We start from the raw sequence: 24,804 nt of genomic DNA, 5'->3' as shown, positions 1-24,804 counted from the left end.
GGGGCTGACGCTGGTCAGCCCCTTTACGAACCTCAGGTGGCAGGACGCTCGAACACCACCTTGCCCTCGAACACGGTCGTACGAACCTGGGTCTCGCCGACATCCTCGATGGGCACCTTGAACAGGTGGCGGTCGAGCACGATCAAGTCGGCGGACTTGCCCACTTCGATGGAGCCGGTCTGGTCGCGTAGCTTCAGGGCCTCCGCGCCGTTGAGCGTATAGATGCGTAGCGCTTCATCGAGCGTGATGGCTTCTTCCTTCCACAGCTCGCCGTCAACCTCGCCGCGCGGATCGCGACGAGTCACGAATGCCTCGACGCCGACCCAGGGATTCTCATCCGGTACGGCAGCAGGCCAGTCCGAACCGGGCACGATCAGCGCCTTCGAATCCAACAGCGAGCGTGTCGGCCAATATTCCCGACCGCGCTTCTCACCGACCGCGCTCACCACTGCTTCAATGATGGAAGAGGGATGCCACAGGATGGGGCAGAAGTCGGCCGCCGCGTCGAGCTGCGCGAAGCGAGGGATATCGGACGGGTCGACATAGCCGGCGTGTGCCAGCTCATGATGCAGGCCGCTGTCGCCGTTGGCCTTGCGTGCCGCTTCGATCGCATCCAGACCGACGCGCACCGATCGATCACCGGCCGCGTGCATCTTCACGGTAAAGCCGCGCTTGTCGAGCTCGGTCACATCGGCTGCCAGTTGTTTCGGGTCGATGTGCGTGTCGCCGCCCGTGAAATGATCGCCGTGCTGTTCGTCCGGAACGTACGGATGAATCATCGCGGCCGTACGCGCGGGCGTGGGCACGCCGTCGAGAAACAGCTTCACGAAGTCGGTGTTCACGTGCCGGGACTTGTATGCTTTGCGCTCCGCCTCTATGGCATCGAAGTCGAGCGGGCCGGTACGAGGCCCGTAGGGTGTTCTGATGCAAGCTGCGACATGCAAGGACAGCTCATTCGCCTGATCGAGCGCATGGAACGCCTTTGGCGAGGGATGAAACGCGCCGGCATCCTTGATGCCAGTGATGCCGTATGCGTTCGCGATGCGCATGGCTTCGCGTGCTGCATTGACCATCTGCTCATCGGTCCAGTCCGGAATCACGGTGTCGAACAAGCGAGCGGCCGTTTCCAACAGCAGGCCCGTGGGCTCTCCGCGGGCGTCGCGCACGATCGTGCCGTTTTCGGGATTCCTGGTCTTCGCATCGATCTTCGCAGCCTGCAGCGCCGGTGTGTTCACCCAGCCGTTGTGGCCGGAGTCGTCGTTGAGGAAGATCGGATGTTTGGTCGTGATCGCGTCGAGGAAGCCTCGCGGTGAGGAGATCTTGCTCGCGTTGATCTCGAAGAAGCTGCTGCCCCACTGCCCACCTCGGATCCACGTGCCTTCCGGCGTCTTCTCGGCGCAACCCTTGAGCGTCGCGGCCACTTCCTCGGGCGTTGCCGTGAAACTGAAGTTGCATTCGTACAGTGCCTTGAGGCCACCCATCAACGGATGCACGTGCGCGTCGTTCAGGCCGGGCATGGCCATCGTGTCGCCAACCTCTATGACCTTGGTCTGAGGGCCGATGTACTGCCTGGCATCGGCGGCGGCGCCGACGAATACATAGCGGCCATCGTCGATGGCCACTGCATCGACCCAGGGCTGGTTGGCATCCAAGGTGTAGATGCCGCCGGTCGAGGTGACGACCAGGTCGGCGGCTGTTTGCGGCGACGCCGCTTCCTTGCTAGAGCAAGCCGCCAGCAGCAACGCCAGCGTCACGCTCGTGGCAATAGAAACATTTGCAGATCGAGCCATGGCTGAACCCCGTGGACTACTGAAGGTTGTATTGGAAGGTCACGCCCCAGGTGCGCGGCATGCCCATCGTGCGCGTATACGTGAAGTTGCCGCCTGTCTGGCCGCTCAGGTAGTACTGCTCGTCCGTCAGGTTGCGCACCCACAGTTGCGTGCTCCACGGTGACTTCTCGGCCAGGCCGATGCTCACGCGCACGCCCGTCAAGGTGTACTCCTCGCGAAAGTTCTCGGCCGTGATGTCGCCGCTGCTGGAACCGCGATGGATCACATCCACCGCCGGCGTGACGACGAGCGGCCCCGCCGGGATTTCGTACGCGAGCATCAGGTTGCCCGAGAACTCGGGCGCGTTCGGCAGCTCGAGGCCCGAGGCATCCTTGCGCACCACCGTCGGATAGGCGCTGGCAAGGTCGTCGACCGGATTCCATTCCTTGACCTCGGTATCGAGCACGCTGACACCCAGATTCGCGGTAAAGGCGGAGGTGGGCCGCCAGGTCAATTCGACTTCCGCGCCCAGGATTTCGGACTTGGGAATGTTGGAGATGCCGGAGATGTTGCCCACCGGCGTGACTGCCGGCTCGCGCTCCTGCTTGTCACGATAGTCGTAGAAGAACACTGAGCCATTCAGTTGCAGCGTGCGCTCGAACAATGTCGATTTGGCGCCCACTTCGTAGGCGCGCAAAGTCTCGATCTTGTACGGCAACAGCTGGCTATGCGTGTTGGAGTTCGCGCCGTTGAAGCCGCCGGACTTGAAACCTTCGGAGATCGTGCCGAACAGCATGACGTCGTCGTTGGGACGGAAGTTGAGGCCCACCTTCCACATCGGCTCGTTGGCGGAAATCTTGCGGGCGAACTCGCCGAACTGGCCGGCGCCCGGAGTGCCTGGCAGATCGTTGAAGGTGCCGCATCCATTCGGTGCCAGGGGAACCACCTCGGGCAATCCGTTCGGGAAGTTGAAGCCGTCGTTCAACAGTCCGTTCGGTGTGAGCACGCCGGGCCCGTTGATGATGTTGTTCAGGAATACGTTGAGCGGCAAGCCAGCCACCGGCAGATCGGTCGGCGTCTGGTCGTAGCTGCAGCCACGCCACTTGCGGTCTTCGCTGGTGTAACGCACGCCGGCGATGGCTTCGAGCTGGTCGGTGAGCTTGTACTCCAGATGGGCGAACGCCGCGACCGCGTCGGTTTCCTGCCGATACTGCGTGTTCAGCTGATTCAGGCCGAAGCGGCCCTCGCCCATGAAATAGTTGTAGTCCTCGTCCAGGTCGTCGGTGGAGTAGTACGCGCCGACGATCCAGTTCACGCGCTCGCCGGTGCGGCTCAGGCGGATTTCCTGCGAGAACGATTCGATGTCCGTGACGTTGATGTTGCTCGAATCCAGCAGCGCGATGCCGTCCCAATCGTTGGCTTCAGTACGCTCGAACTCATCGTAGCCGGTGACCGAGACCAGCTCGATATCGTTGCCCAGATCGAAGCTCAAGCGAGCAACGGCGCTGCGCAGCTGGTTGTCGCGCTGCGGGCGCAGCGCGTTGCCCGGCCCGTTGGTCCAGTCGGCATATTCGTTCTTGCCGTTAGTGAACGCGACGGCGGACTCCAGCTCGCCGTTGGCATTGAACGGCGTGCCGTGCAAGGTCGCGAACGGCAGACCCACCTCACGGCCGTCGAACGCGGTCGGTGCAACGTTGTCGGATTGATCGTCGTTCAACTGCAATTTCAGCAGCAGGTTGGTGCGCTCGCCCAGATCCCAATCGAGCATGCCACGGACCGCGACCCGGTCGATCTCGCCCAGCCGGTCATCGGGCCGCGTGGCACTGCGCTGCCAGCCTTTGCCCGATTGTGTGGTGGCCACTGCGAGTCGACCCCGGAGCGAGTCGGTGAATGGACCGCTCAGGAAGCCTTCGAAGTCCACGGTTTCATAACGCGCGAAGCCGAGCGAGGCGCCGACCTCGAAGGTGTCGGTGGGCTTGCGGCTCACGATGCTTACCTGACCGGCGGTGGTGTTGCGGCCGAACAGATCGCCCTGCGGACCTTTGATGACCTCGACCCGATCGACGTCGAAGAACACGCCGGTGGACATCACGGGGTAGGGGATTGCGACCTCATCGACGTACACGCCCACCGTTGACGATGCAGCGGTGGAGTAGTCGCTGAAGCCCACGCCGCGGATGGTCCATACCTTGGTGCCGACGCCGCCGCTGCTGCTGACTTCCAGCCCGGGCGTGAGCATCTGCAGGTCTTCGGCCGAACGCACACCCAACTCGCGCACCAGATCGCCAGTGTAGGCCGAGATGCTGATTGGAACGTCGTTCGCCGACTGCTCGCGGCGTTGCGCCGTGACGACAATTTCCTCCACCTGCGCCTGCGCCGCCAGACTGAAGGTCACGGCGAGCATGGCTCCGCTCAAGCACAAGGTTCTGTTCATTGCTGCCCCACTGTTGGACCGGTCTACCGGACTCGAATTGAGGGCATTGTGGTGAGCGGGCGCCGTGCAAGATTGGAGTTCAGTGAATCGTGTATGTACAAGAGCGAACCCGCGTCCGTTGCGTCCGCGCCGCGGGTGTCACCGTCATTCCAGGTTGCCGTACAGCCGATTCAACAAATCCAGCAGGTGTGAAAAATCAGTGGCCGAAAAGCCGCGGATGAGGCGTTGATAAATGGGTGCGGTGACCTTGCGGGCGGTGGCCAGCGCGGTCCGGCCTTTGGCGGTGAGCGACAGTTCAGTGATGCGGCCGTCAGTCGCGCTCGCCGCGGACTTGATCAAGTCCGCCTTGTGCATTCGCTCCACGATACGCATCAGCGTCGAAATATTGATGACCGCGAGCTTGGCGATCTGCCCGATGGGGCGAGGTTCCTGCTCGCCGAGGATCATCAGTACCCGCCAGGTGGGAATGTCGAGCCGGATGCGCCGCAGCTCCGCTTCGATTACCGAGTTGTAGCGGCTGACCAGGCGGTTCAGCTGGTAGAACGGGTAGCGGTCGACTTGAAACGACCTCGAGCCGGGATCGCCGAGGGGACGTAGATCTTTTGCCATTTGCTGATTCCGCCTTCCTGTTCTTTCGAGACTTACTTGCATTTGCAAGTTTCGCGGCGCATATTCACCAGCGCGGATCATAAGCGGAGGTGGGCATGTCGGGCACGTGGCAGCTGATGAATTTCGCGGCTGACCTCGATAGTGGCGCGATCAGGGTCGTCGACCTGACGCAAACACTCTCCGAAGACACGCCCGTGCTGGTGCTGCCGCCCCAGTTCGGACAGTGCGCCCCGTTTTCGCGCGAGCTGATCTCCCGTTATGACGAAAAGGGCGTCGCCTGGTACTGGAGCAACTTCACCGTCAGCGAGCACACGGGCACGCACTTCGATGCTCCCGTGCATTGGGTGAGCGGCGCTCAGTTGCCGAACAACTCGGTGGACAAGGTTCCAGTGCGTGATTTCATCGCGCCCGCGGTAGTGCTGGATTTTTCCAGGGAGGCCGCGGCCAATCCCGACTTCCTGCTTCAGCCCGAGCATATCCAGGCGTGGGAAGCCGCACACGGCAAGATTCCGCCACGCCATTGGGTGCTGTTCCGAACCGACTGGTCCAAACGCAGTGGCGACGAGTACACCAACCGTCGCGAAGACGGTGCGCATACGCCCGGGCCTTCGGGCGAGGCAGTTCGTTTTCTGATCGAGCAGCGCGATGCGCTGGGCTTCGGCGTCGAGACCATTGGCACCGATGCTGGACAGGCGCATCTGCTGGATCCTCCGTATCCGGCGCACACGTTGTTTCATGGCGCCGGCCGCTACGGCTTGCAGTGCCTGGACAATCTCGATCAGCTGCCGGCGGTCGGCGCAATCATCGTGGCCGCTCCTTTGAAGATCCGCGACGGCTCGGGGAGCCCATTGCGCGTGCTGGCACTTGTGCCAGGAAACTGACCATGGCCGAGCGTTCCTTCAAGGCGGAGGTCAAGAAGCTCGAAGCGGGCGCGGGCGAAGTATTTACCGGCGAAGGCATTCTTGCGGTCACCAAGGCGCTGCTGCAATCCGGTGTGGCTTATGTCGGCGGCTATCAAGGCTCGCCGATCAGCCACCTGATGGATGTGTTCGCGGATGCCAACGATCTGCTGACCAGTCTCGGCGTGCATTTCGAAGCGAGCGCGAACGAGGCGACGGCCGCGGCCATGTTGGCTGCGTCGGTGAACTATCCGCTGCGTGGCGCGGTGGCTTGGAAATCAGTCGTCGGCACGAACGTCGCTTCCGACGCGCTGGCGAATCTTGCCTCCGGCGGTGTAACCGGCGGCGCGTTGATCGTCGTCGGTGAGGATTATGGCGAGGGCTCCTCGATCATGCAGGAGCGCACGCATGCGTTCGCCATGAAGTCGCAGATCTGGCTGCTCGATCCGCGGCCCAATCTGCCGAGCATCGTCGATGCCGTCGAGAAGGGCTTTCAGCTGTCGGAAGCATCGAATACGCCGGTGATGCTGGAGCTGCGCGTGCGCTCCTGCCACATGACGGGCAGTTTCATTGCGAAGGACAACGTGCGTCCGCCTATGCAGGTGGGCGACGCCGCCGCCGCGGCAGTGCGCGATACCAATCGCATCGTGTTGCCACCGGCGAACTTTCTTCACGAAGTGGAGAAGGTCGAGAAGCGTTGGCCCGCGGGCATCGCGTTCGTTCGTGACAACAAGCTCAACGAATGGTTTGGCGCCGACAGCGAAGACATCGGCATCATCGTGCAGGGCGGCTTGTACAACAACCTCAATCGCGCCATGGAACTGCTCGGGTTGTCGGACGCGTATGGCGACGCGCAGTTGCCCATCTATTGTCTGAATGTCACTTATCCGTTGGTACCGCAAGAGGTCAGCGACTTCTGCCGGGGCAAGCGCGCGGTGCTGATCGTCGAGGAAGGCCAACCGGAATTCATCGAGCACGAGCTCAATACACTGATCCGGCGAGCCGATCTGCAAACACGCATCGTGGGTAAGGATATGCTGCCGCGAAGCGGCGAGTACACCGCGCAGGTGATCATCGACGGACTGAGAAAGTTCCTCGGTCAGTGGGCCCCGCATATCGAGCTGCCGCCGCCGCGGACTTCGCAACTGCCAGCGTCCGTAGCAAGCCAGATTCCCGGTCGTCCAGCGGGCTTCTGCACGGGTTGTCCTGAGCGCCCGATTTTCACTTCGATGAAATTGCTGGAGCGGGAGATTGGTCCGACGCACGTGTCCGCGGACATCGGCTGTCATCTCTTTTCCATCCTGCCGCCCTTCAATATCGGCAACACCACCATGGGCTATGGCCTGGGCACGGCAGGTGCCTCGGCGTTCAAGCCCAAGAGCAAGCGGGCGATCGCCGTGATGGGTGATGGCGGCTTCTGGCATAACGGTTTGACCTCGGGCATCGGCAACGCCGTGTTCAACAAGGACGACAGCGTCACGTTGATCGTCGACAACGGCTACTCCGCCGCGACTGGCGGACAAGACATCCTTTCCTCTCGCGCCGAGAACAAAGTGCGCACGACACGTCACCCCATCGAGACCGCGGTGCGCGGGATCGGGGCAAAGTGGGTGAAGACCATCCATCGCACCTACGACTTGAAGCAGATGATGGCCGCGTTGCGCGAGGCGATGACCTCGCCCGAGAAGGGCCCGAAGATCATCGTTGCTCAATCGGAATGCATGCTGAATCGACAGCGGCGCGAGAAGCCGCTGTTCAAGAAGGCAATGAAGGAAGGCAAGCGCGTGGTGCGCGAGCGCTTCGGCGTCGATAGCGACACTTGCACGGGCGATCACAGTTGCATTCGCTTGTCGGGGTGCCCGTCGTTGTCCATCAAGCCCAATCCGGATCCGCTGCGGCAAGATCCGGTGGCTCATGTCGAGAACAGTTGCGTCGGCTGCGGACTCTGTGGCGAGGTTTCGCATGCTGCCGTGCTGTGTCCGAGTTTCTATCGGGCCCGCATTGTTTCCAACCCGACAGCCTGGGAGCGCCTGCGCAAGCGCATGGCGAATGCAGTGATCGGCTTCCTGCAGGGCCGCGACGAGCGCGCACGAGCTGCGAAGGCGTTCTGATGAGCAAGCCGCCGCGCAATCGCATCTGTATCGCCATCCTGGCCATGGGCGGGCAGGGCGGCGGTGTGCTGGCCGACTGGATTCAGCAAGTGGCGTTGAGCAATGGCTGGCTGGCGCAGGGGACTTCCGTTCCCGGCGTCGCTCAGCGCACCGGCTCCACCGTTTATTACATCGAGTTGGCGCGCGCCAGTGGCGGTCGCCAGCCGGTCATGGCGCAAATGCCGGTTCCAGGCGATGTCGACGTGGTGATTGCATCGGAGCTCATGGAAGCGGGCCGGGCCATGCTCCGCAATTTCGTCGATGCGGATCGCACGACGTTGATCAGCTCCACGCACCGCGTCTACGCGATTTCCGAGAAGGCGGCGATGGGCGATGGTCGCGGCGCCAGTGAGCGAATAGTCGAGGCGGCGGGCGAGCGCTCCAAACGTTTCATTGGCTTCGACATGGAAGCGGCGACCGAGCGCTCCGGCAGCGTCATCAGCGCCGTCATGTTCGGCGCGCTCGCTGGCAGCGAAGTGCTGCCTTTCACACGGCAGGCGTTCGAGCAGGCCATCAAGGACAGCGGCATCGCCGTGCCAAGCAATCTCGCCGGATTCGACGAGGGTTTTCGAGCGGCCAGCGGGGCCATCGCGCTGCCGTTGCAGCCAAGCCATGCTTTGCCGCAACCAACGACGCCCGCGGGGCGACGCTTGCATGAGCGGTTGACCCGTGGGTTGCCGGCGGCGGCGCACGCCAATGCTCTACATGGCGTGCAGCGCTTGATGGACTATCAGGACGAGGCTTACGCGGAGCTGTATCTCGATCGTTTGGAGAGGATGGCAAGCATCGATACGGCGCCGTTCGAGCTTTCCGCCGAAGTCGCGCGTCATCTGGCCCTTTGGATGAGTTACGAAGACACGATTCGCGTGGCGGATCTCAAGACGCGCGCGACGCGTATTGCGCGTGTTCGATCCGAAGTTCGCGCAGGGAATGATCAGCTCTTGAGCGTAACGGAGTTCATGCACCCGCGCCTGCAGGAAATCTGTGAGACGCTGCCAGCTTCGTTGGGACGTGCCATTCTGCGCTCGAAAGGACTGTCGTCCCTGCTTGGCCGAATGTTTCAGAACGGGCGTCACGTTGAGACCACGCGCTTGCGGTGGTTCCTGATCCTGCGAACACTCGCAAAGTTTCGTCGCTTCCGCCGCGCCTCGCTGCGCTATCACGAAGAACAGGAGCGCATCGAGCGGTGGCTCGCGGTCGTGCAAGCGGCCGCCAGGCAGGACCTGCGGCTGGCATTGGAATGGGTGCGTTGCCAGCGTCTCATCAAGGGGTACGGCGATACATTCGAGCGCGGCCTGCGCAACTTCAACTCCATTCTGGCCACGTACGAGGCGTTGCCCTCGAGCCAGCGCACCGCGCAGTGGGTAGCGGAGGCGCGCTCCAAAGCTCTCGCGGAGGAGAGTGGCACATCCCTTCAGTCGCACCTGTCGCTCGCGACTTCATCACCGTCTCTATCCTCATAGCCGGCCGTCATCACTCTTAGACAAGAGTCATTGGCGCCTTGCCGCTGCGGCATGGACGAGCGCCTCGCCAATGCAGGCCGACTCGCGGCGGTCCGGCAGCCTGCTCCCATCAGCATGTCATCTCCGTGACTGCTTTGTGACCCTCGCGGTACCGACGCGCTAACCGCGACATGCCTATTGTCGTGGACTCGTCATACGCACAACAACACGGTCCTGCGGTCTCAATGAAACGATCGAATCGAGTCTTTAACTACTTCGTCCGAAGCCTCACGGGCGCGGGCCTGGCAGCTACAGCACTAAGCGCTCCACAGGGACAGGCGGCCGAATCGCCGGCGAGCGATCCAGGGGAAAGTCAGAAGCCGAGCTGGCCGACGTTCCCTTCGGCCCCGGCCGGCGCACCCAACGTGATTGTGATCATGCTGGATGATGTGGGCTTCGGCGCGGCGAGTGCGTTTGGCGGACCTGCGCAAACGCCTGCCTTGGAGCGGCTGGCCGCGGCAGGGTTGCGCTACAACCAGTTCCACACGACCGCACTGAGCTCGCCGACACGTGCAGCGTTGCTCAGTGGTCGCAATCATCATCAGGTCGGTTTCGGCACCGTCGCGGATACGGCGACCGCCCATCCCGGCTACAACTCGATCTGGCCGAAGAGCGCAGCTTCGATCATGGAAGTGCTGCGCCGGAACGGCTATCGCACGGCCGGCTTTGGCAAGTGGCACAACACTCCGGTGTGGGAGAACGGCCCGGGCGGTCCGTTCGATCGCTGGCCGAACGGACTCGGCTTCGAATATTTCTACGGGTTCCAGGGCGGGGCGGCCACACAGTGGGTGCCTCTGGTGTTTCGTAACAATGCCTTTGTCGAGACGCCGAAGACTCCTGCTGAGGGCTATCACTTTACGACCGATATCGCCGATGACGCGATTGGCTGGATTCAGACGCATCAGGCGACCGGCGCGGACAAACCCTATTTCCTGTACTTCGCGCCGGGTGCCACGCACGAGCCCCTGCATGTGCCGCGTAAGTGGATCGACAAGTATCGGGGCAAGTTCGATCAAGGCTGGGACAAGCTGCGCGAGGAGATCTTCGCTCGTCAGAAAGCTGCCGGGATCATTCCCAAGAATGCCGTGCTCACGCCAAGACCCAAACAGCTGCCCGCCTGGAACAGCTTGAGCGCCGATGAGAAACGGCTGCTTGCGCGTCAGGCCGAAGTGTTCGCCGGCTTTCTCGAGCACACCGACCATGAAATCGGCCGGCTGCTCGATGCAGCACGCGCCGGTCCGCGGGGTGACAACACCCTCGTGTTCTACCTGGTTGGCGACAACGGCGCGAGCGCTGAGGGCGGCTTGCTCGGCAGCGATATCAATATCGCGAATGCATTCCAAGGGGTGCCGAATCCGCTCGAGGAACAGTTGGCGCATATCGACGAGATCGGCAACGAAAATTGGGACAACCACTATTCCGTCGCCTGGGGCTGGGCCACCAATTCGCCATTTCAGTGGACCAAGGGCGTCGCTTCGCATTTCGGCGGAACGCGCAACGGGCTGGTCGTTTCGTGGCCGAATCACACGGCGGACAACGGTGCGGTTCGCACGCAGTTCACGCACGTGACGGATATCGTACCGACGATTCTCGAAGTCTCCGGCATTGAATTGCCGCAGACGGTCGACGGCGTCGAGCAACTGCCCCTGGCGGGCAACAGCTTTGCCGCCACGTTCAAGGATTCGCGCGTGCCGTCAGCTCACCGCAGTCAGTACTTCGAAATCCTGGGCAATCGCGCCATGTACCAGGACGGCTGGATCGCAAGCGCACGCCACGGCATCTTGTGGGAGTTCGGCAAGTGGAGCGCAGATTTCGACTCGGATACGTGGGAGCTTTATCACGTCGCTGAGGACTTCAGTCAGGCGAAGAACCTGGCCAAGAAGTATCCCGAGAAGCTGGCGGAATTGCAGCGCGCCTTCGACGAAGAGGCGCGCCGGAACAATGTGCTGCCTCTGCAAATCCCCACGGCGTTCCAGCCGGGCGTGCGGCCGAACGTCATTGCCAACCTGAAGCAGTTCACCTACCACGCCGATCAAGCGCCGATCTCGGTGCGTAATGGCGTGCCGCCGCTGACGCGGGCGCATCGCTTCGAGGCCGATTTGACGGTTCCTGCCAGCGGGGCCGATGGCGTGATCGTCTCGGCCGGCGGTCGACTCGGGGGTTTCTCGCTGTTCGTCAAAGAGGGGCGGCTGACCTATGCAAGCAACTTCTATGCGAAGTCGATTGAAGAAGTGGTCGCGACCGAGCCGCTGCCCGCCGGTGACGTGACGATTGCCGTCACGTTTACGCCTCGAAGCAAAGAGCGCTGGTCGGGAGGCGACGTGAAACTCGAGATCAACGGCAAAGTCGTCACGGAAGGCGCGTTCACGCGCACCGGTGGTTGGCAAACGACCGAAACATTCGATATCGGGCGCGATCGAGGCACGGCCGTGAGCGCGCAGTACGCATCGCCGTTCATCTACTCCGGCGTGTTGAAGCAAGTGCGCTTGAGCTTGCTGTAGCAGTGCCAGAGGCGATCGTTCCATTCCTGCCGGCCGGTGCCCGGCGGTTTCATGTGCTCTCGAAGCCGGTCGGGGCGCTGTGCAATCTGGATTGCACGTACTGCTATTACCTGAGCAAGGAGCAACTGCTGCACCAACCGGTGCGGCCGGCGATGAGCGATGAAATGCTGGAGCGTTTCATCGCTCAGTACATTGCTGGCAATGCCGGACCCGAGGTGGTGTTCACGTGGCAGGGAGGCGAACCCACGCTGCTCGGCATCGAATACTTCGAGAAGATCGTTACGCTGCAAGCGAAGCATGCGCTGCCGGGGCGGAAGGTCGTCAACGATCTGCAAACCAATGGCACGCGACTCGACAATGACTGGTGTGCGTTCCTCAAGCGCAACGACTTCCTCGTCGGCCTGTCGATCGATGGGCCGCAGGAACTGCATGATCGCTTTCGCACTACCAAAGGCGGACGACCGACGCACGCTCAGGTCATGGCTGCAGCGCGCTTGCTGCAGCGTCATGACGTTCCCTTTGCGACATTGACCTGCGTCAACCGCATCAATGCGGCGTACCCCCGCGATGTCTATCAATTCCTGACGCGGGAGGTCGGCTCGACTCGCGTGCAGTTCCTGCCGGTGGTCGAGCCACGCGACTTCAAGACACGTTCACCCGGACTGCAAGTGCAGCGCAAGTTTCCGCGCATCGGCAGCGATGCCGCGCGACCGGGCACGCCGGACTCGGTAGTTCACGATTGGTCGGTCGACGCCGATGAGTGGGGCGAGTTCCTGGTGCAAGTGTTCGATCAATGGTGTGCGCACGATGTCGGTCGAGTGCTCGTCAATTGGTTCGAGAGCATGGTATCGGTTCGCCTGGGACTGGGAGCGCAGATGTGCGTCACCAACGATTTCTGCGGCAAGAATCTCGCGATCGAGCACGATGGCAGCGTCTTCGCCTGCGATCACTATGTGTATCCGCAGTACCGGCTCGGCAGCATTCGTGAGCACTCGCTCGACTCGCTCGCGTTCAGTCGCGCACAGATTCAGTTCGGTATCAGCAAGCGGGAGTCATTGACCGACTTCTGCAAGGCGTGTCCGCATCTCAGAGACTGCTGGGGTGAATGCCCGAAGAACCGACTCTTGAGCACGCCCGACGGCCAGCCGGGCCTCAACTATCTGTGCAGTGGCTATCGGCGCTTCTACGCGCATGCTGGCCCGATCATCGATCGCATCGTGAGCTCGCTGCCGACCGAGTAGACATGTCCACGCTTGCCCGGCTGGCACGTCCATAGGGCTGTTGGTTCCGATGGTGCTTAATTAACCGTCTTTGTCGCAGCGGTTCGCGGATAGCGGATAGCGGTTAGCCAGAAATGTGGCCTCCGTTCTGCCCTAACCGCTAACCGCCAACCGCTAACCGCTAACCGCCAACCACCAACCACCAACCACCAACCACTAGAGGGCGCTAACTAAGTGCCATTGATGTTAGTCCAATTGTTCATGTGGTCATGCTCTTGTGACCGCGGGCACCCCGGGGAAACGCTCGCTGATTCAAGGAAATTGCAGCATTTCGATTGTTGGCCACAGCGCGCGCCGGGTCACGAAATCGCGCGCGTGTTGACCGCCGTGTGACCGGCCAGCGAGCGATTTGTTACGGGCGTGGTTATATCTTCGTCAGCCTCTTGAGAACAATCGGAAATATCGGGAGGACGCAATGAAGGTACTTCGATCGGCGATAAAGGTCGGGCTGGGCCTGGCGAGCATTGGTTTGATTGCCACCGCACCGGATCTCGCATATGCGCAGGCGGCGGGGGTTGCCGCCGATTTGGCTGGCGGCATCGAGTCGGTGACCGTGACTGCACGACGGCGTGAGGAAAGCGCGCAGGACGTGCCGATTCCGATCGCGACCTTGTCGGGTGCTGCGCTCGAGAGCAACGGTGACTTCCGCCTCGAAGACTTGAATCGCAATCTGCCGAGCACGCATGTGTTCTTCGGCAACCCGCGCCAGACCAGCATCGCCGTCCGTGGTCTCGGCAACAATCCAGCCAACGATGCGCTCGAAGCGAGCGTCGGCGTGTATCTCGACAACGTGTATCTGGGCCGACCGGGTATGGCCAATCTCGACTTGATCGATGTCGAGCAGATCGACTTGCTACGCGGACCGCAGGGCACGCTGTTCGGCAAGAACACCACGGCCGGCGTGCTCAACGTGTCGACGCGGAAGCCTACGTTCGAGCCGGAGGCGCAGCTGGAATCCTCGGTCGGCAATCGCGATTTCTATCAGGTGCGCGGTGCGGTTTCGGGCGGTCTCACCGAGACACTCGCGGGCCGCTTCTCGTTCGCGCACTCTTCCAAAGATGGCTTTGTTCGCAACCTCACGACGGGCAAGAACTTGAATGGCTTCGAGCGCACCGGCTTTCGCGGTCAGCTCCTGTACCGCCCGAGCGACGAGCTGTCGGTGCGTGTGATTGGCGACTACAACGAAGAGCATTCCGATGCGAGCGTGAACACGCTGTACAGCCTCGGCCCGAACGATGGTGCACTGGTCAAAACGCGCTTTGCGCAGCTGGGTGTGCCGCTCTACTTGGATCCCGACCATCGCACGACCTTCAACAATCACCCGGCGAAGATGGATGTGCGGCAGGGCGGGGGCTCGGTCGAAGCGAACTATCAGTTCGGCGGCGGCCACACGCTCACCTCGATCACGGCCTATCGCAGCTGGTGGTTCCAGCCGACCAACGATGGTGATTTCACGCCGCTGAGCGCCTTGAGCGGCGGGATATATGTCGACGACGAACAGTGGAGCCAGGAGATCCGTCTGGCTTCGCCGACCGGCGGGCCGATCGATTACGTCGCCGGTCTCTACTACTTCAATCAGCGTCAAGACAATGCGCAAAGGACCGAGTACGGACCGGATGCCGGCCTGTTCCTGGGGCGACCGATACTGGCGAACGCGGTGAGTCAGATCGATCAGAAGCTCACCACGGACAGCTATGCCGTGTTCGGTCAAGCAACGTGGCATGCCTCCGAGCGCCTGGATTTTACCTTTGGTGCGCGCCAGACCCGGGAAGACAAGTCGACCTGGGTGCGTCGTAATCTGCCTGTCGGCGGGGCCCCTGGCATCGAAGCTGCGCTTGGCTACTATGAAAGCGGCACATTGAAGCGCAGCGATGACACGACGTCGCTGCTGCTGAGCGGCTCGCTCAAGGTCACTGCTGACTTGCTGCTGTATTCGTCCGTGTCGCAGGGCGCGAAGTCCGGCGGCATCAATCCCGATCTGCCGAAGCCGGGGTTGACGGTGAGATCGCTGTACATCGAGCCTGAAGAGGCCACCGACTTCGAGCTCGGCTTCAAGTCCACGCTGTTCGATCGCCTGCAGTTGAACGCGAACTTGTTCTGGACGAATGTCACCGACTATCAGGCGACGACGCTCGAATTGTCGCCCGTGACGAATACGCAGCAACAAGTGCTCTCGAACGTCGGCAAGGTCCGCTCGCGCGGTGTGGAGACCGAGATCTCTACGGCACCGCTGGCGGGCGTCACTCTCGCCTTGAACGCGTCGTACAACGATGTGGAATATCGTGACTATCGCAACGCTCCTTGCGCCGCGGAGCGCAGCGTTCAGGGCGCAACGGTGTGCGACCTCACCGGCCAGCAAGTTGTTGGCGCACCCAAGTGGGTCATCAATCCGAGCGCTGGCTACGAGCATCGCATCGGCCGTTTCGACCTGCTCGCCAACCTGAACTACGCCTGGCGCTCATCCGTGTTTGCCACTGCGGACAATTCGCAATTCTCGCGCGTTGATGGTTACGGCGTGCTGAATGCGCGAGTCGGCGTGGCCAGCGGATTGTCGAGCGGACAGTGGCAACTGTCGCTGTGGGGTCGCAATCTGCTCGATAAGAGCTACGTCGTCGGCGGCCTGTCGGGTGCGAGCCAGTTCCTCACGTACTCGCTGTATCCGGGAGAGCCGCGCTCGTACGGTGCCTCGTTGCGCATCGACTTCTAACGAGCTGTCTCGCTGCAACTCGACGCATCGCCCGATGGCGAGCGATGCGTCGAGGGCCTTGCCCGACGCGCGCAACGGCCGTTTTAATCACGCGAAGAGCAATCTCAGCTCTCCAGCTCGATCACCGGTTCATCGAAACGTAGATTGGCCGCTGTCACCAACGCAACGAGCTGATTCAGCTGGTTCGTCACACGCACGCTGCAAGCGGATGCGCGGCGGCCGTCCTGCTCGACGACCGCGGTGGCGGTGAGTACGTCACCGAGTTTGGCGGGGCGTATGAAGTTGATGCTGGCGGCTTGCGTCACACCGCTACGGTTCGTCGAGCAGCTGGCATAAGCGAGGGCGGTGTCGGCGAGGGCAAAGATCACGCCTCCGTGACAGAAGTTGTGGCTGTTGACCAGTTCGAGGCGGACCGTCAGCTGGCATGACGCCCGGCCTGGCTCGATCGATGCCAGGGTCAGGCCCAGCAGAGCGTTGATGCGCGCGTCCGCCGCCATCAGCCGCTCGATCACCTTCTCTGCAAGTTGTTGCTGCGACATCGATTTGTGCCTCCCGGGGGTAATTGGCCGCCGGGCTACTATAGAACGGTCGTTCTAACCAGGCCAGAGCGGCGCAGCATTCTGGAACCCGGAATATGCGGAAAAAAGAGGGAAATTTCCCTCTCGTTCGGCACAGTCAGACATTCCTCTTGACGACTAGAACGATCGTTCTATATGGTATCCGCCATGCGAAGCCGCTCTACCAACACCAGTACGCGACGCAGCGCGACTGCCAGTACGGACGTCAGCATCACCCAGCGCGGCGAGCAGCAGCGCGACGAGTTGATAGAGGCAGCGATCGAGCTGTTCGCGGCCAACGGTTATGCGGGCACATCCATTCGAGACATCGCGAAACTGACCGGACGCAGTGTCTCCAACGTCTATCACTACTTTGCGGACAAGGAAGCGCTGTGGCTCGCCATTCTCGAGTACTCGGTGCAAGGCATGCCGGCGCGCCTGCGTTCGGCGCTCGAAGGTGAGGGCGATGGCCTGGCGCGCTTCCGGCGGTTGGTGCGCGTCCACCTGGAAGAGTCGGTACGGCACCGGCGCGAGGCGAAGATCTTCTTCATCGACGAGGAGCGCCTGTCGCCGGCGGGAAAGCGGATCAACAGACAGATACAGAAAGAGATTCTCGATATCTATCTCACCCAGCTGGCGCAGTTGAAGAGCGCCGGTCTGATTGCGACGCGCAACCTGCGCGTGCTCGCGTTCAACGTTCTCGGCGTCATCAACTGGCACCTGCGCTGGCAGGACCGAATTGCCGGTGTGTCGATCGAGGAGACGCACGAGGAGATCGTCGAGTTCATATTGCACGGCATGCGCGGACCGCATGCGGCCGAGGCCGACGGCGCATAACAGCGATCGGGCCGTGTTTGGGGGTGGCATGGGTTTTACGATTGATATCGACACCGGCGGAACGTTCACCGACGGCATCGTCGTACGAGGTCAGGATGTGCGCACGGTGAAAGTGCCCACCACTCCGCATGACCTGACGGTTTGTTTCAGCGAGTGCATCAGCGCCTGCGCCGAAGCGTTCGACATCTCCGTGGAGGCGATGCTGGGCGACACGGAGATCGTGCGCTTCTGTAACACGATTGGTACGAACACCATCATCCAACGCGACGGCTCCAAGCTGGGCCTGATTGTCACTGCCGGCGCAGAGTCGCTGGCGCCGACGCAGCGGGGTGACGCTCCCGCACCGCTGGTCGCAGCCGATCTGGTGTGCGGGCTCGATGAGAAGATGAGCGCCACGGGAGTTCCAGAGCGCTCCCCGACAGCGGTGGCGGTGCTCACGGCGGCGCAATCTCTGATCGATCGTGGAGCGCGCGCGCTGGTCGTCGCACTCGCAAACTCGGAGCGCAACCCGGTGCACGAGCGCCAGGTTCGTGAAATCATCAAGAGCGAGTATCCACGCGACTATCTCGGCAGCGTGCCGGTGTTTCTTGCCTCCGATGTTTCGACTCGCAGCGGCTACGCGGAACGAGTGAACACGGCGGTCATCAACGCGTATATCCATGGGAAGCTGGCACGTCTCCTGTACAAGGCAGGAGAGGATCTGCGGCAGCGAGAGTACCGTGGCGTTCTGTTCATCGGTCACAACAACGGTGCCGCCGCTCGCGTCGCCAAGACGCGTGCAATCAACACTTATAACTCCGGCCCGACCGCAGGTTTGCTCGGCGCTCGCGCGGTGGGGCGGTTGTATGGATTTCCGAACGTCATCTCGACGGACATGGGCGGCACGTCGTTCGATATCGGCGTGGTGCGCGATGGGCGGGCCGATCTGGCACTCGAAGCGGACGTCGAGGGGTTTCCCTGCAATCTGCCGATGATGTCGATTCGAGCGCTGGGGGCGGGAGGCGGATCGATCGCCTCTGTCGTCAACGGGGCGCTCAAAGTCGGCCCGAACTCTGCTGGCGCAATGCCGGGACCGGCGTGTTTCGACCGTGGCGGCACGTTGCCAACGGTCACGGATGCGAATGTGGTGCTCGGCCTGCTGGATCCGGAATACTTTCTCGGCGGACATCAGCACCTCGACGTGTCACGCGCCCGGGCTGCAATCGAGCAGCACATCGCGAGGCCGCTGGGCATGGAGATCGAGCAGGCGGCGTTGGCGATCAAAGCTGAAGTCGACCGCATGATGGGCGAAGGAGTCGCAGAAGCAGCGGCGGATCTCGACAAGCGGCAGCTGGCTATCGTTGCGTACGGCGGCGCGGGCCCGCTGCACGCTTGCTCGATTGCGCGCATTGCAGGCATCCAGCGCACGGTGCTCACGCCGTTCTCCGCCGTGTTCAGTGCATTCTCATCGTCGCTGATGGACGTAGGCCATCTTTACTATCGGCGCCTCGATGTGCCGCTGGATGGCAGTTTCGATCCGGCCCCGCTGGCGGCCGCGGAGCAAGCCATGCGTCGCGAAGCTGAGCGCGACATGCGAGGCGAGGGGCTGGCTGCGAAGTCGCTCGCTTATGAGTTGCATTTGCTTATCGGCGGCAGCGGCGACCGCGAGGGTCGCGAGGTGCTGTTGCATGCACAGCCCGGCGCCTATGCGGATCGCCAAGCATGGGCATCGCTCATTGATCAGTCACGAGCGGAGCTCGCGCGCATGGGCGTGCGAGGTGAGCCCACGCTGAACTCGATCGGGTTGTTCGTCAGCGCACCGACTCCACACATCGATTTGAGCGCGCGACGAGCATCGGCCGGTGAAGGTGCCAGGCCGAGCGGCACGCGCCGTGTGTTCAGCGCAGATGGTTGGCATGACGTTCCGGTGTTCCCTCGCGCATCGCTGTCTGCGGGAACTGTGATTGCCGGGCCGGCGCTCATCGACTCGGTGCAAACGACGATCTGGCTCGAGGCAGGCTGGCGCATCGAGGTGGATCAATACGACAACGCGACTATCGCGAAGGCGGCGTCATGACTCGGGTGCGCATCACCGAATATCTGGTCGTGGACCTCGAGGGCGAGCGCTGGCGTTGCGAGCGCTGCAATCACGATCTCGGCGCGGCACGTGAAGACTACAAGCGCGGTTGTCTGGTTGCAGAACGGCCGCTGGAGGAGGTGCATGCGCCCATCACCGGTGGCGCTGCGTACAGCTTTACTCCGAGCGCAGAGTATTGCCGGCTGATCGAGTTCTACTGCCCCGGTTGCGGCGTCATGGTCGAGAACGAATATTTGCCGCCGGGCCATCCACTCACGCGCGACATCGAGCTGGACATCGATGCTCTGAGAGCGAAGCACGCAGAGCGGTAGTTCCCATGCCACTCGAAAGACTGCTTGCTGGCCTGCCGCCGTTGCTTGCGTTCGCCGAACCTTTGGCGGCGCGCCTTGCCGGTATATCCGTGCCGGCTTTGTATGCAGATGCAGGGCAGTGGTCTACGCAGGTCCGCGCCGCAAGTCGCTTGCTCGGCCTGAAGACAGCGGCTTTCGGTGGCTCGCCTTGCATCGCGCTCGAAGCCGCAGGCGGGGCAGTCGATTGGGCGACACTCGATACGCAGCCAGCGAACCTGGCTGATACCAAGCCGAGCTTGCGTTCCACCGCACGCTGGGCGGCCTTCATCGAGACGCTCGAACGTTCGCAGGCGGACCGCTCGGGTGGCGCCATCGTCGCGTGCATTCCTGGACCGGCACGACTGTGTTCGCTGTTGTCGGGTTCGCTAGAAGATGCAGTGCTCGCACGGCTGAAGGAAGTGCTCGTGCAGATGGCGGAGGCGGTGTGCCACAAGCGACCCGACCTGTTGCTGCTCGATGAAGGCGACGTGCTGTGCTCTGCACCGCCCCCAGCGGCGTACCGCCGCTCCATCGGCACGCTCCGCAACGTTACTCGCTATTTCGATGTGCCACTCGGGCTTGCCGTGTCCGGCGACGCTGCGTCGATCGATGCCGCTGTTCTCGTGCAACCGCAGGCGCTGATCGTCAAGGCAAAGGCGGACGGCTCACTACCGCTGCCGAACGTGATTGCGTCCGCGGCGGCGGCGGTCGATCTGATCGGCGTGCCAGTAAATTTGCAGGATGGCGCTGATACGCGCGCGCGTCTGGCATCTGCACGCAACGATTTGCCCCGCGCCAATTGGTTACTGATGAACGTCGGCGAGCTGCCGGCGCAGACGAATATCGAATCGCTGCACCGGCTCGTAGCCGACCTTGGTGCCGCATGACGGTGGGGGTCCGATGACTTCGATGAGTTCCTGGATGGTGGGCGTCGACGTGGGAGGTACCTTCATGGACTTCTACGGTTCGGACGCGAGCGGCCGTGCGCTGCTGACCAAGACTCCGACCACTCATTACGATCTGTCCATCGGCTTCATGCGCGGCATGCGTCAGCTGTCGCGGGACGCCGGACTGGATCTGCGTGACTTTCTGGGTCAGGTTGGCTCGCTACGTTACTCGACGACGGTGGGTACGAACGCGCTGATCGAGCGCACCGGTCCGAAGCTCGGGCTGATCACCACGGCAGGATTCGAAGACACTATATATATAGGCCGCGCCCGCAGCTGGGCGGATGGCCTGGGCTGGACCCAAGGGCGGGACCTGGCGCGCATCACCAAGCCCGAGCCGCTGATTCCCCGGGACATGGTGGTCGGCATAGACGAACGCGTCGACTGGTCCGGCCGCGTGGTCGCGCCGCTCGATCCGGAGGAGGTCAGAGAAAAGCTGCAGGTGCTCGTCGATCGCGGCGCGCAGGGTTTCGTAGTAGCGCTGCTGTGGTCGTTCGCGAACCCGGCGCACGAGCGCGCGATCCGTGACATCATCAATACCGAATACCCGGAAGACTATCTGGGCTCGATGCCGGTGATTCTGTCCTCCGACGTGTCGCCGAAATCGGGCGAGTACACGCGCACGATGACGGCGACCGTGAATGCCTACATTCACGGCTTGATGGCCGATGAAATCGCCAGGCTCGGCACCGAGCTGAAAGACAAGGGCTACCAACGGCCGTTGACCTTGGTGCACAACACCGGCGGCACGAAGAAATCCTCGCGCACGCGTGCAATCCTGACTCACAACGCCGGCCCGGTCGCCGGGTTGCATGGCGCGGCTGCGCTCGGCCGCATGACGGGCGACCGCGACATTGTTTTCACGGACATGGGCGGCACCTCGTTCGATATCGGTTTGATCGAGGACGGCGCGATCCGCGCGCACGACTTCATTCCCGTCATTGACCGTTGGCGTACCAACATTCCGGCGATCGAGGTGAAATCGATCGGCGCCGGCGGCGGCTCGATCGCGTGGATCAATCGTTTGTTGGGCAACGCGCTCGAGGTCGGGCCGCAGTCGGCAGGCTCCATGCCGGGGCCCGCATGCTATGACCAAGGCGGCAAGCAACCAACCGTGACCGACGCCGACGTGCTGCTCGGCATCTACAACTTGGACAACTATCTCGGCGGCGAGATGTTGATCGATGTCGAGCTTGCCCGCGCTGCCATCGAGGAGCACGTCGCTCATCCGCTCGGGCTCGATCCAATGCAGGCCGCGTGGCGCATACGGCGTCTGGTCGACGCCAAGATGGGCCACGAGGTGTTCAATGAAGTCGCGTTGAAGGGCCATGATCCGCGGCGCTTCGCCGTGCTTGCCTGTGGTGGCGCCGGCGGTGCGCATGCATGTGGCTACGCGATGCATGCGGGCGCCACGCGCATCTTGATGCCGCCGCAGTCCCCTGTATTCGGCGCGTTTGGTGCGGCGGCGATGCCGATTCGAGAGGTGTGGGAGCGTTCGCGCACTCTGCAACTTTTCAACTGGAGACAGCGCCGCTATCTGGAAGACCTGGAACGATTCAACTCGATCGTGAGCGAGCTGCAGACGCTGGCGCTCGCCGATCTCAAGCTCGAGGGCTACGAGCCCGACAATATCGCGATCGGGCTAGAGCTGGAGATGCGGTACGGCAGTCAGTACAAGCTGACTCGCGTCGAGTGGCCGGCGCTGAAGCTGCGTTCATCCGCCGACGTTGAAGCGCTATGCGCCGCGTTCGAGCATCGATATAGCCAGATCTATTCGCCAGAGGCGACGTTTGCCAGTGGCGGCGTCAACGTCGAAACGTTTTATCTCACCGCGACCGTGCGGCGTGCGCCGATACAGATCGACGCGGCACCACTGGAAGGCGCAACGCCTCCCGCGGCAGCCCGCACTGGCGAGCGGCCTGTCTACTGGGACCCGAAGACCGGCTTTGTCGATACGCCTGTGTGGGACTGGGCCAAGCTGCGGCCCGGCAACGTGCTCGACGGTCCGGCCATCGTCGAGTCGCGCCACACCACCTATGTCATCGAGCCGGGCTGGCGCTATGCGCTGGATGCCCATCGCGTCGGCGTTCTGACCAAGATCTGATACGGGAGCTGCAAGATGAGCCAGACAGCTTATGGTCGCGATCACGAAGTCGTGCAACGGCTGCGCCCGGAACCGATCACAGCCGAAGAGCAGGCCGGCATGGGTCTGCTGGATGAAGTCGAGTTCGAGATCTTCCGTCACAAGATCCACATGATCGCGCTGGAGGGCAAGGAGACGACGATGAAGCTCGGCGCGTCGACCGCGATGCGCTTCGGCGATGTGGCGTTCGGTATCTTCACGTGCCAGGGCGACCTCGCCGTATGCGCGACCGGCATCTACCACCATGCGGTGCTCGGACAGATCCCGCTCAAGTATGTGGTGAAGCACTGGGTCGATGAGCCCTCGGTGGGAGTGCGCGAGGGCGACAGCTTCTTCTACAACGATCCGTTCTATGCCGGTGTGCACAACGCCGACATGGGCCTGGCCGTGCCCGTGTTCCATGAGGGCCGGTTGATTTGTTTCATCGGCGCCGCGGTCCACACGGGCGAGGCGGGCGGCAACGAGCCCGGCGGCACGTCGCCTTCGGCGCGCAGCAAGTATGACGAGGGCCTGCTGGTTCCACCGATCAAGATCGGCGAGAACTATCAGCTCAAGGAAGACCTTCTCAATATGCTGGCCGCGATGACGCGTGACCCGCGCACGATGATCCTCGACATCAAGGCACGGCTGGCGGCGGTCCGCATCGCGCAGCGACGTATCGTCGAGGTCGTCGAGGAGCGTGGTGCCGATGCCGTCATCGGCGGCTTGCGCCGCATTCTCAAGATGACTGGCGAGGCGGCGCGTCGCAAGGTCGCGGCGTTGAACGACGGTGTGTTTCGTCAACCGCGCTTCCTGGATTCAGTCGGTACAGATCCGGGACTGACACGCATCAATCTCACCGTGATCAAGCGCGGCGAGACCATCACCATGGATTTCGAGGGCACCTCGCCGGCGGCGCTGGATCGGCCCATCAACAGCTTTTTCCAGGGCATCATCGGCCTGTCATGCGTCTATTTCTGCGGCTGGCTGTTTCACGATCTGCCCGCGAATAACGGGCTGCTCGAAGCCATCGATTGGAAGTTCCCGGAAGACTCGATGGTCAACGCGCAAGGCGACACGTCGACGTCACTCGCGCCGCTGGTGCAGGTGTGCTTTACACAAGGTGTATTCCTCTGCGGCGCTCGGATGACTTACAGCTATGACGCGGCTCGCGCGGTAGCTGCTTGGTACAGCGGCTTTGCAATTCCTGTGTTTGGCGGCGTGAATCAAAAGGGCGAACCAATTGCGGATATCACGCCGGAAATCAACGCAACGGGTGGCGGCGCGCGATGCGATCTCGACGGCGTGGATGCCGCCGGCGCGTTTTTCGCAACCATGAGCGATTGCGGCGACGTGGAGACGACCGAGGAGGACCGGCCGTTTCTATATCTGTTCCGGAACTTCTTCAACACGTCATATGGGCACGGCCGTTTTCGGGGCGGCGCTGGTGTCGGCGTTGGACTGAAGGTTCACGGATCTTCAGTGCTGGCGCTCGGTGCGATGGGCGCCGGCGCTCGTTTTCCGACCACGCTCGGATTGTTCGGCGGCTATGCCGTTCCACCCACGTTCGTGCAGTACGTGCACGGCAGCAACATGGGAGAGCTACTGGCGTCGGGCGATCATGCGCGGCCGACGACGCTGGAAGAAGTCTACAGCCCGGACAATCGTGAATCCGGCGATCGCCACTTCCACGACGTCAACATGACGGTGCGCCCCTTCAGTGACGGTGACACTTATTACATCGCAGTGGGCGGCGGCGGTGGGTACGGCGATCCGTTGGAACGCGAACCGCAGGCAGTGGCTCGCGATCTTCGTTCGGGGCTCGTGACACAGTGGGCGGCCGAGCGCGTATACGGCGTGATCGTCGAAGCGCAAACGCAACGGCTCGATGAGGCGGCCACAAAGGAGCGTCGAGATGAGATGCGCAAGGCCCGCCTGAAGCGCGGTCGGCCGTATGCAGAGTTCGTACGCGACTGGTCCAAGCAGCGACCGCCGGCCGAGATACTGCGTTACTACGGCACTTATCCAGATCCGGCTGAGGGAATGCGTTCGGCGTTGCCAAAGGCGGTGAATCTGTGAGCGAG

General features: G+C 62.4%; 16 protein-coding genes. 12 read left to right on the top strand and 4 right to left on the bottom strand.

Annotated features, from left to right (window positions below):
• Positions 1-32: 32 nt before the first annotated feature.
• The 3 genes from VGE08_RS02370 to VGE08_RS02360 form a co-directional block, all read right to left on the bottom strand.
• Positions 33-1,790: an amidohydrolase gene (locus VGE08_RS02370; RefSeq protein WP_331066246.1), complete on the bottom strand. Its 1,758-nt coding sequence runs from the start codon at positions 1,788-1,790 to the stop codon at positions 33-35.
• Between the two features lie 16 nt (positions 1,791-1,806).
• Positions 1,807-4,203: a TonB-dependent receptor gene (locus VGE08_RS02365; protein ID WP_331066245.1), complete on the bottom strand. Its 2,397-nt coding sequence runs from the start codon at positions 4,201-4,203 to the stop codon at positions 1,807-1,809.
• A 144-nt stretch (positions 4,204-4,347) separates the two neighbouring features.
• Entirely contained in the window at positions 4,348-4,812 is a 465-nt protein-coding gene (locus VGE08_RS02360) for a MarR family winged helix-turn-helix transcriptional regulator (RefSeq protein WP_331066244.1), read from the bottom strand.
• A gap of 95 nt (positions 4,813-4,907) precedes the next feature.
• Here VGE08_RS02360 and VGE08_RS02355 point away from each other — a divergent pair, with 95 nt between their 5' ends.
• The 6 genes from VGE08_RS02355 (at position 4,908) to VGE08_RS02330 (ending at position 15,851) form a co-directional block, all read left to right on the top strand.
• Positions 4,908-5,693 carry a cyclase family protein gene (locus VGE08_RS02355; protein WP_331066243.1) on the top strand — a complete coding sequence of 262 codons (786 nt, stop codon included), beginning with the start codon at positions 4,908-4,910 and terminating at the stop codon, positions 5,691-5,693.
• 2 nt (positions 5,694-5,695) lie between these two features.
• Entirely contained in the window at positions 5,696-7,822 is a 2,127-nt protein-coding gene (locus tag VGE08_RS02350; RefSeq protein ID WP_331066242.1) for an indolepyruvate ferredoxin oxidoreductase subunit alpha, read from the top strand.
• Complete coding sequence (locus VGE08_RS02345; RefSeq protein WP_331066241.1) at positions 7,822-9,324, top strand: indolepyruvate oxidoreductase subunit beta family protein; 1,503 nt, start codon at positions 7,822-7,824, stop codon at positions 9,322-9,324. The genes VGE08_RS02350 and VGE08_RS02345 overlap by 1 nt, the downstream gene beginning before the upstream one ends.
• Before the next feature lie 170 nt (positions 9,325-9,494).
• Entirely contained in the window at positions 9,495-11,864 is a 2,370-nt protein-coding gene (locus VGE08_RS02340) for an arylsulfatase (RefSeq protein WP_331066240.1), read from the top strand.
• 2 nt (positions 11,865-11,866) lie between these two features.
• The gene (locus tag VGE08_RS02335; protein WP_331066239.1) at positions 11,867-13,105 is read left to right on the top strand and encodes an anaerobic sulfatase maturase; all 1,239 of its coding nucleotides are present in this window, start codon (positions 11,867-11,869) and stop codon (positions 13,103-13,105) included.
• Positions 13,106-13,559: 454 nt separating this feature from the next.
• On the top strand, positions 13,560-15,851 hold the full coding sequence (locus VGE08_RS02330) for a TonB-dependent receptor (protein ID WP_331066238.1): 2,292 nt from the start codon (positions 13,560-13,562) through the stop codon (positions 15,849-15,851).
• Positions 15,852-15,955: 104 nt separating this feature from the next.
• Here the strand turns inward: VGE08_RS02330 and VGE08_RS02325 are convergent, their stop codons facing one another.
• The gene (locus tag VGE08_RS02325; protein ID WP_331066237.1) at positions 15,956-16,390 is read right to left on the bottom strand and encodes a hotdog fold thioesterase; all 435 of its coding nucleotides are present in this window, start codon (positions 16,388-16,390) and stop codon (positions 15,956-15,958) included.
• Positions 16,391-16,576: 186 nt separating this feature from the next.
• On the opposite strand from VGE08_RS02325, the gene VGE08_RS02320 reads away from it, so the two are divergent.
• The 6 genes from VGE08_RS02320 to VGE08_RS02295 are packed head-to-tail and all read left to right on the top strand — an operon-like array spanning position 16,577 to position 24,799.
• Positions 16,577-17,245: a TetR/AcrR family transcriptional regulator gene (locus VGE08_RS02320; protein WP_331066236.1), complete on the top strand. Its 669-nt coding sequence runs from the start codon at positions 16,577-16,579 to the stop codon at positions 17,243-17,245.
• A gap of 28 nt (positions 17,246-17,273) precedes the next feature.
• Positions 17,274-19,301 (top strand): hydantoinase/oxoprolinase family protein, encoded by a 2,028-nt coding sequence (locus VGE08_RS02315; RefSeq protein WP_331066235.1) that lies wholly within the window; start codon positions 17,274-17,276, stop codon positions 19,299-19,301.
• Complete coding sequence (locus tag VGE08_RS02310; RefSeq protein ID WP_331066234.1) at positions 19,298-19,633, top strand: acetone carboxylase subunit gamma; 336 nt, start codon at positions 19,298-19,300, stop codon at positions 19,631-19,633. The genes VGE08_RS02315 and VGE08_RS02310 overlap by 4 nt, the downstream gene beginning before the upstream one ends.
• Before the next feature lie 5 nt (positions 19,634-19,638).
• Positions 19,639-20,538 carry a hypothetical protein gene (locus VGE08_RS02305; protein WP_331066233.1) on the top strand — a complete coding sequence of 300 codons (900 nt, stop codon included), beginning with the start codon at positions 19,639-19,641 and terminating at the stop codon, positions 20,536-20,538.
• Between the two features lie 13 nt (positions 20,539-20,551).
• A complete protein-coding gene (locus VGE08_RS02300; RefSeq protein WP_331066232.1) occupies positions 20,552-22,702 on the top strand; it encodes a hydantoinase/oxoprolinase family protein in 2,151 nt (716 codons plus the stop codon).
• A gap of 15 nt (positions 22,703-22,717) precedes the next feature.
• Entirely contained in the window at positions 22,718-24,799 is a 2,082-nt protein-coding gene (locus VGE08_RS02295; protein WP_331066231.1) for a hydantoinase B/oxoprolinase family protein, read from the top strand.
• Positions 24,800-24,804: the final 5 nt, after the last annotated feature.

Origin of the sequence: Steroidobacter sp., assembly GCF_036406195.1 — a bacterium.
Taxonomy (GTDB): domain Bacteria; phylum Pseudomonadota; class Gammaproteobacteria; order Steroidobacterales; family Steroidobacteraceae; genus Steroidobacter.
Note: the sequence above shows the minus strand (reverse complement) of the source record. Positions and strands in the feature narration are given on the sequence as shown.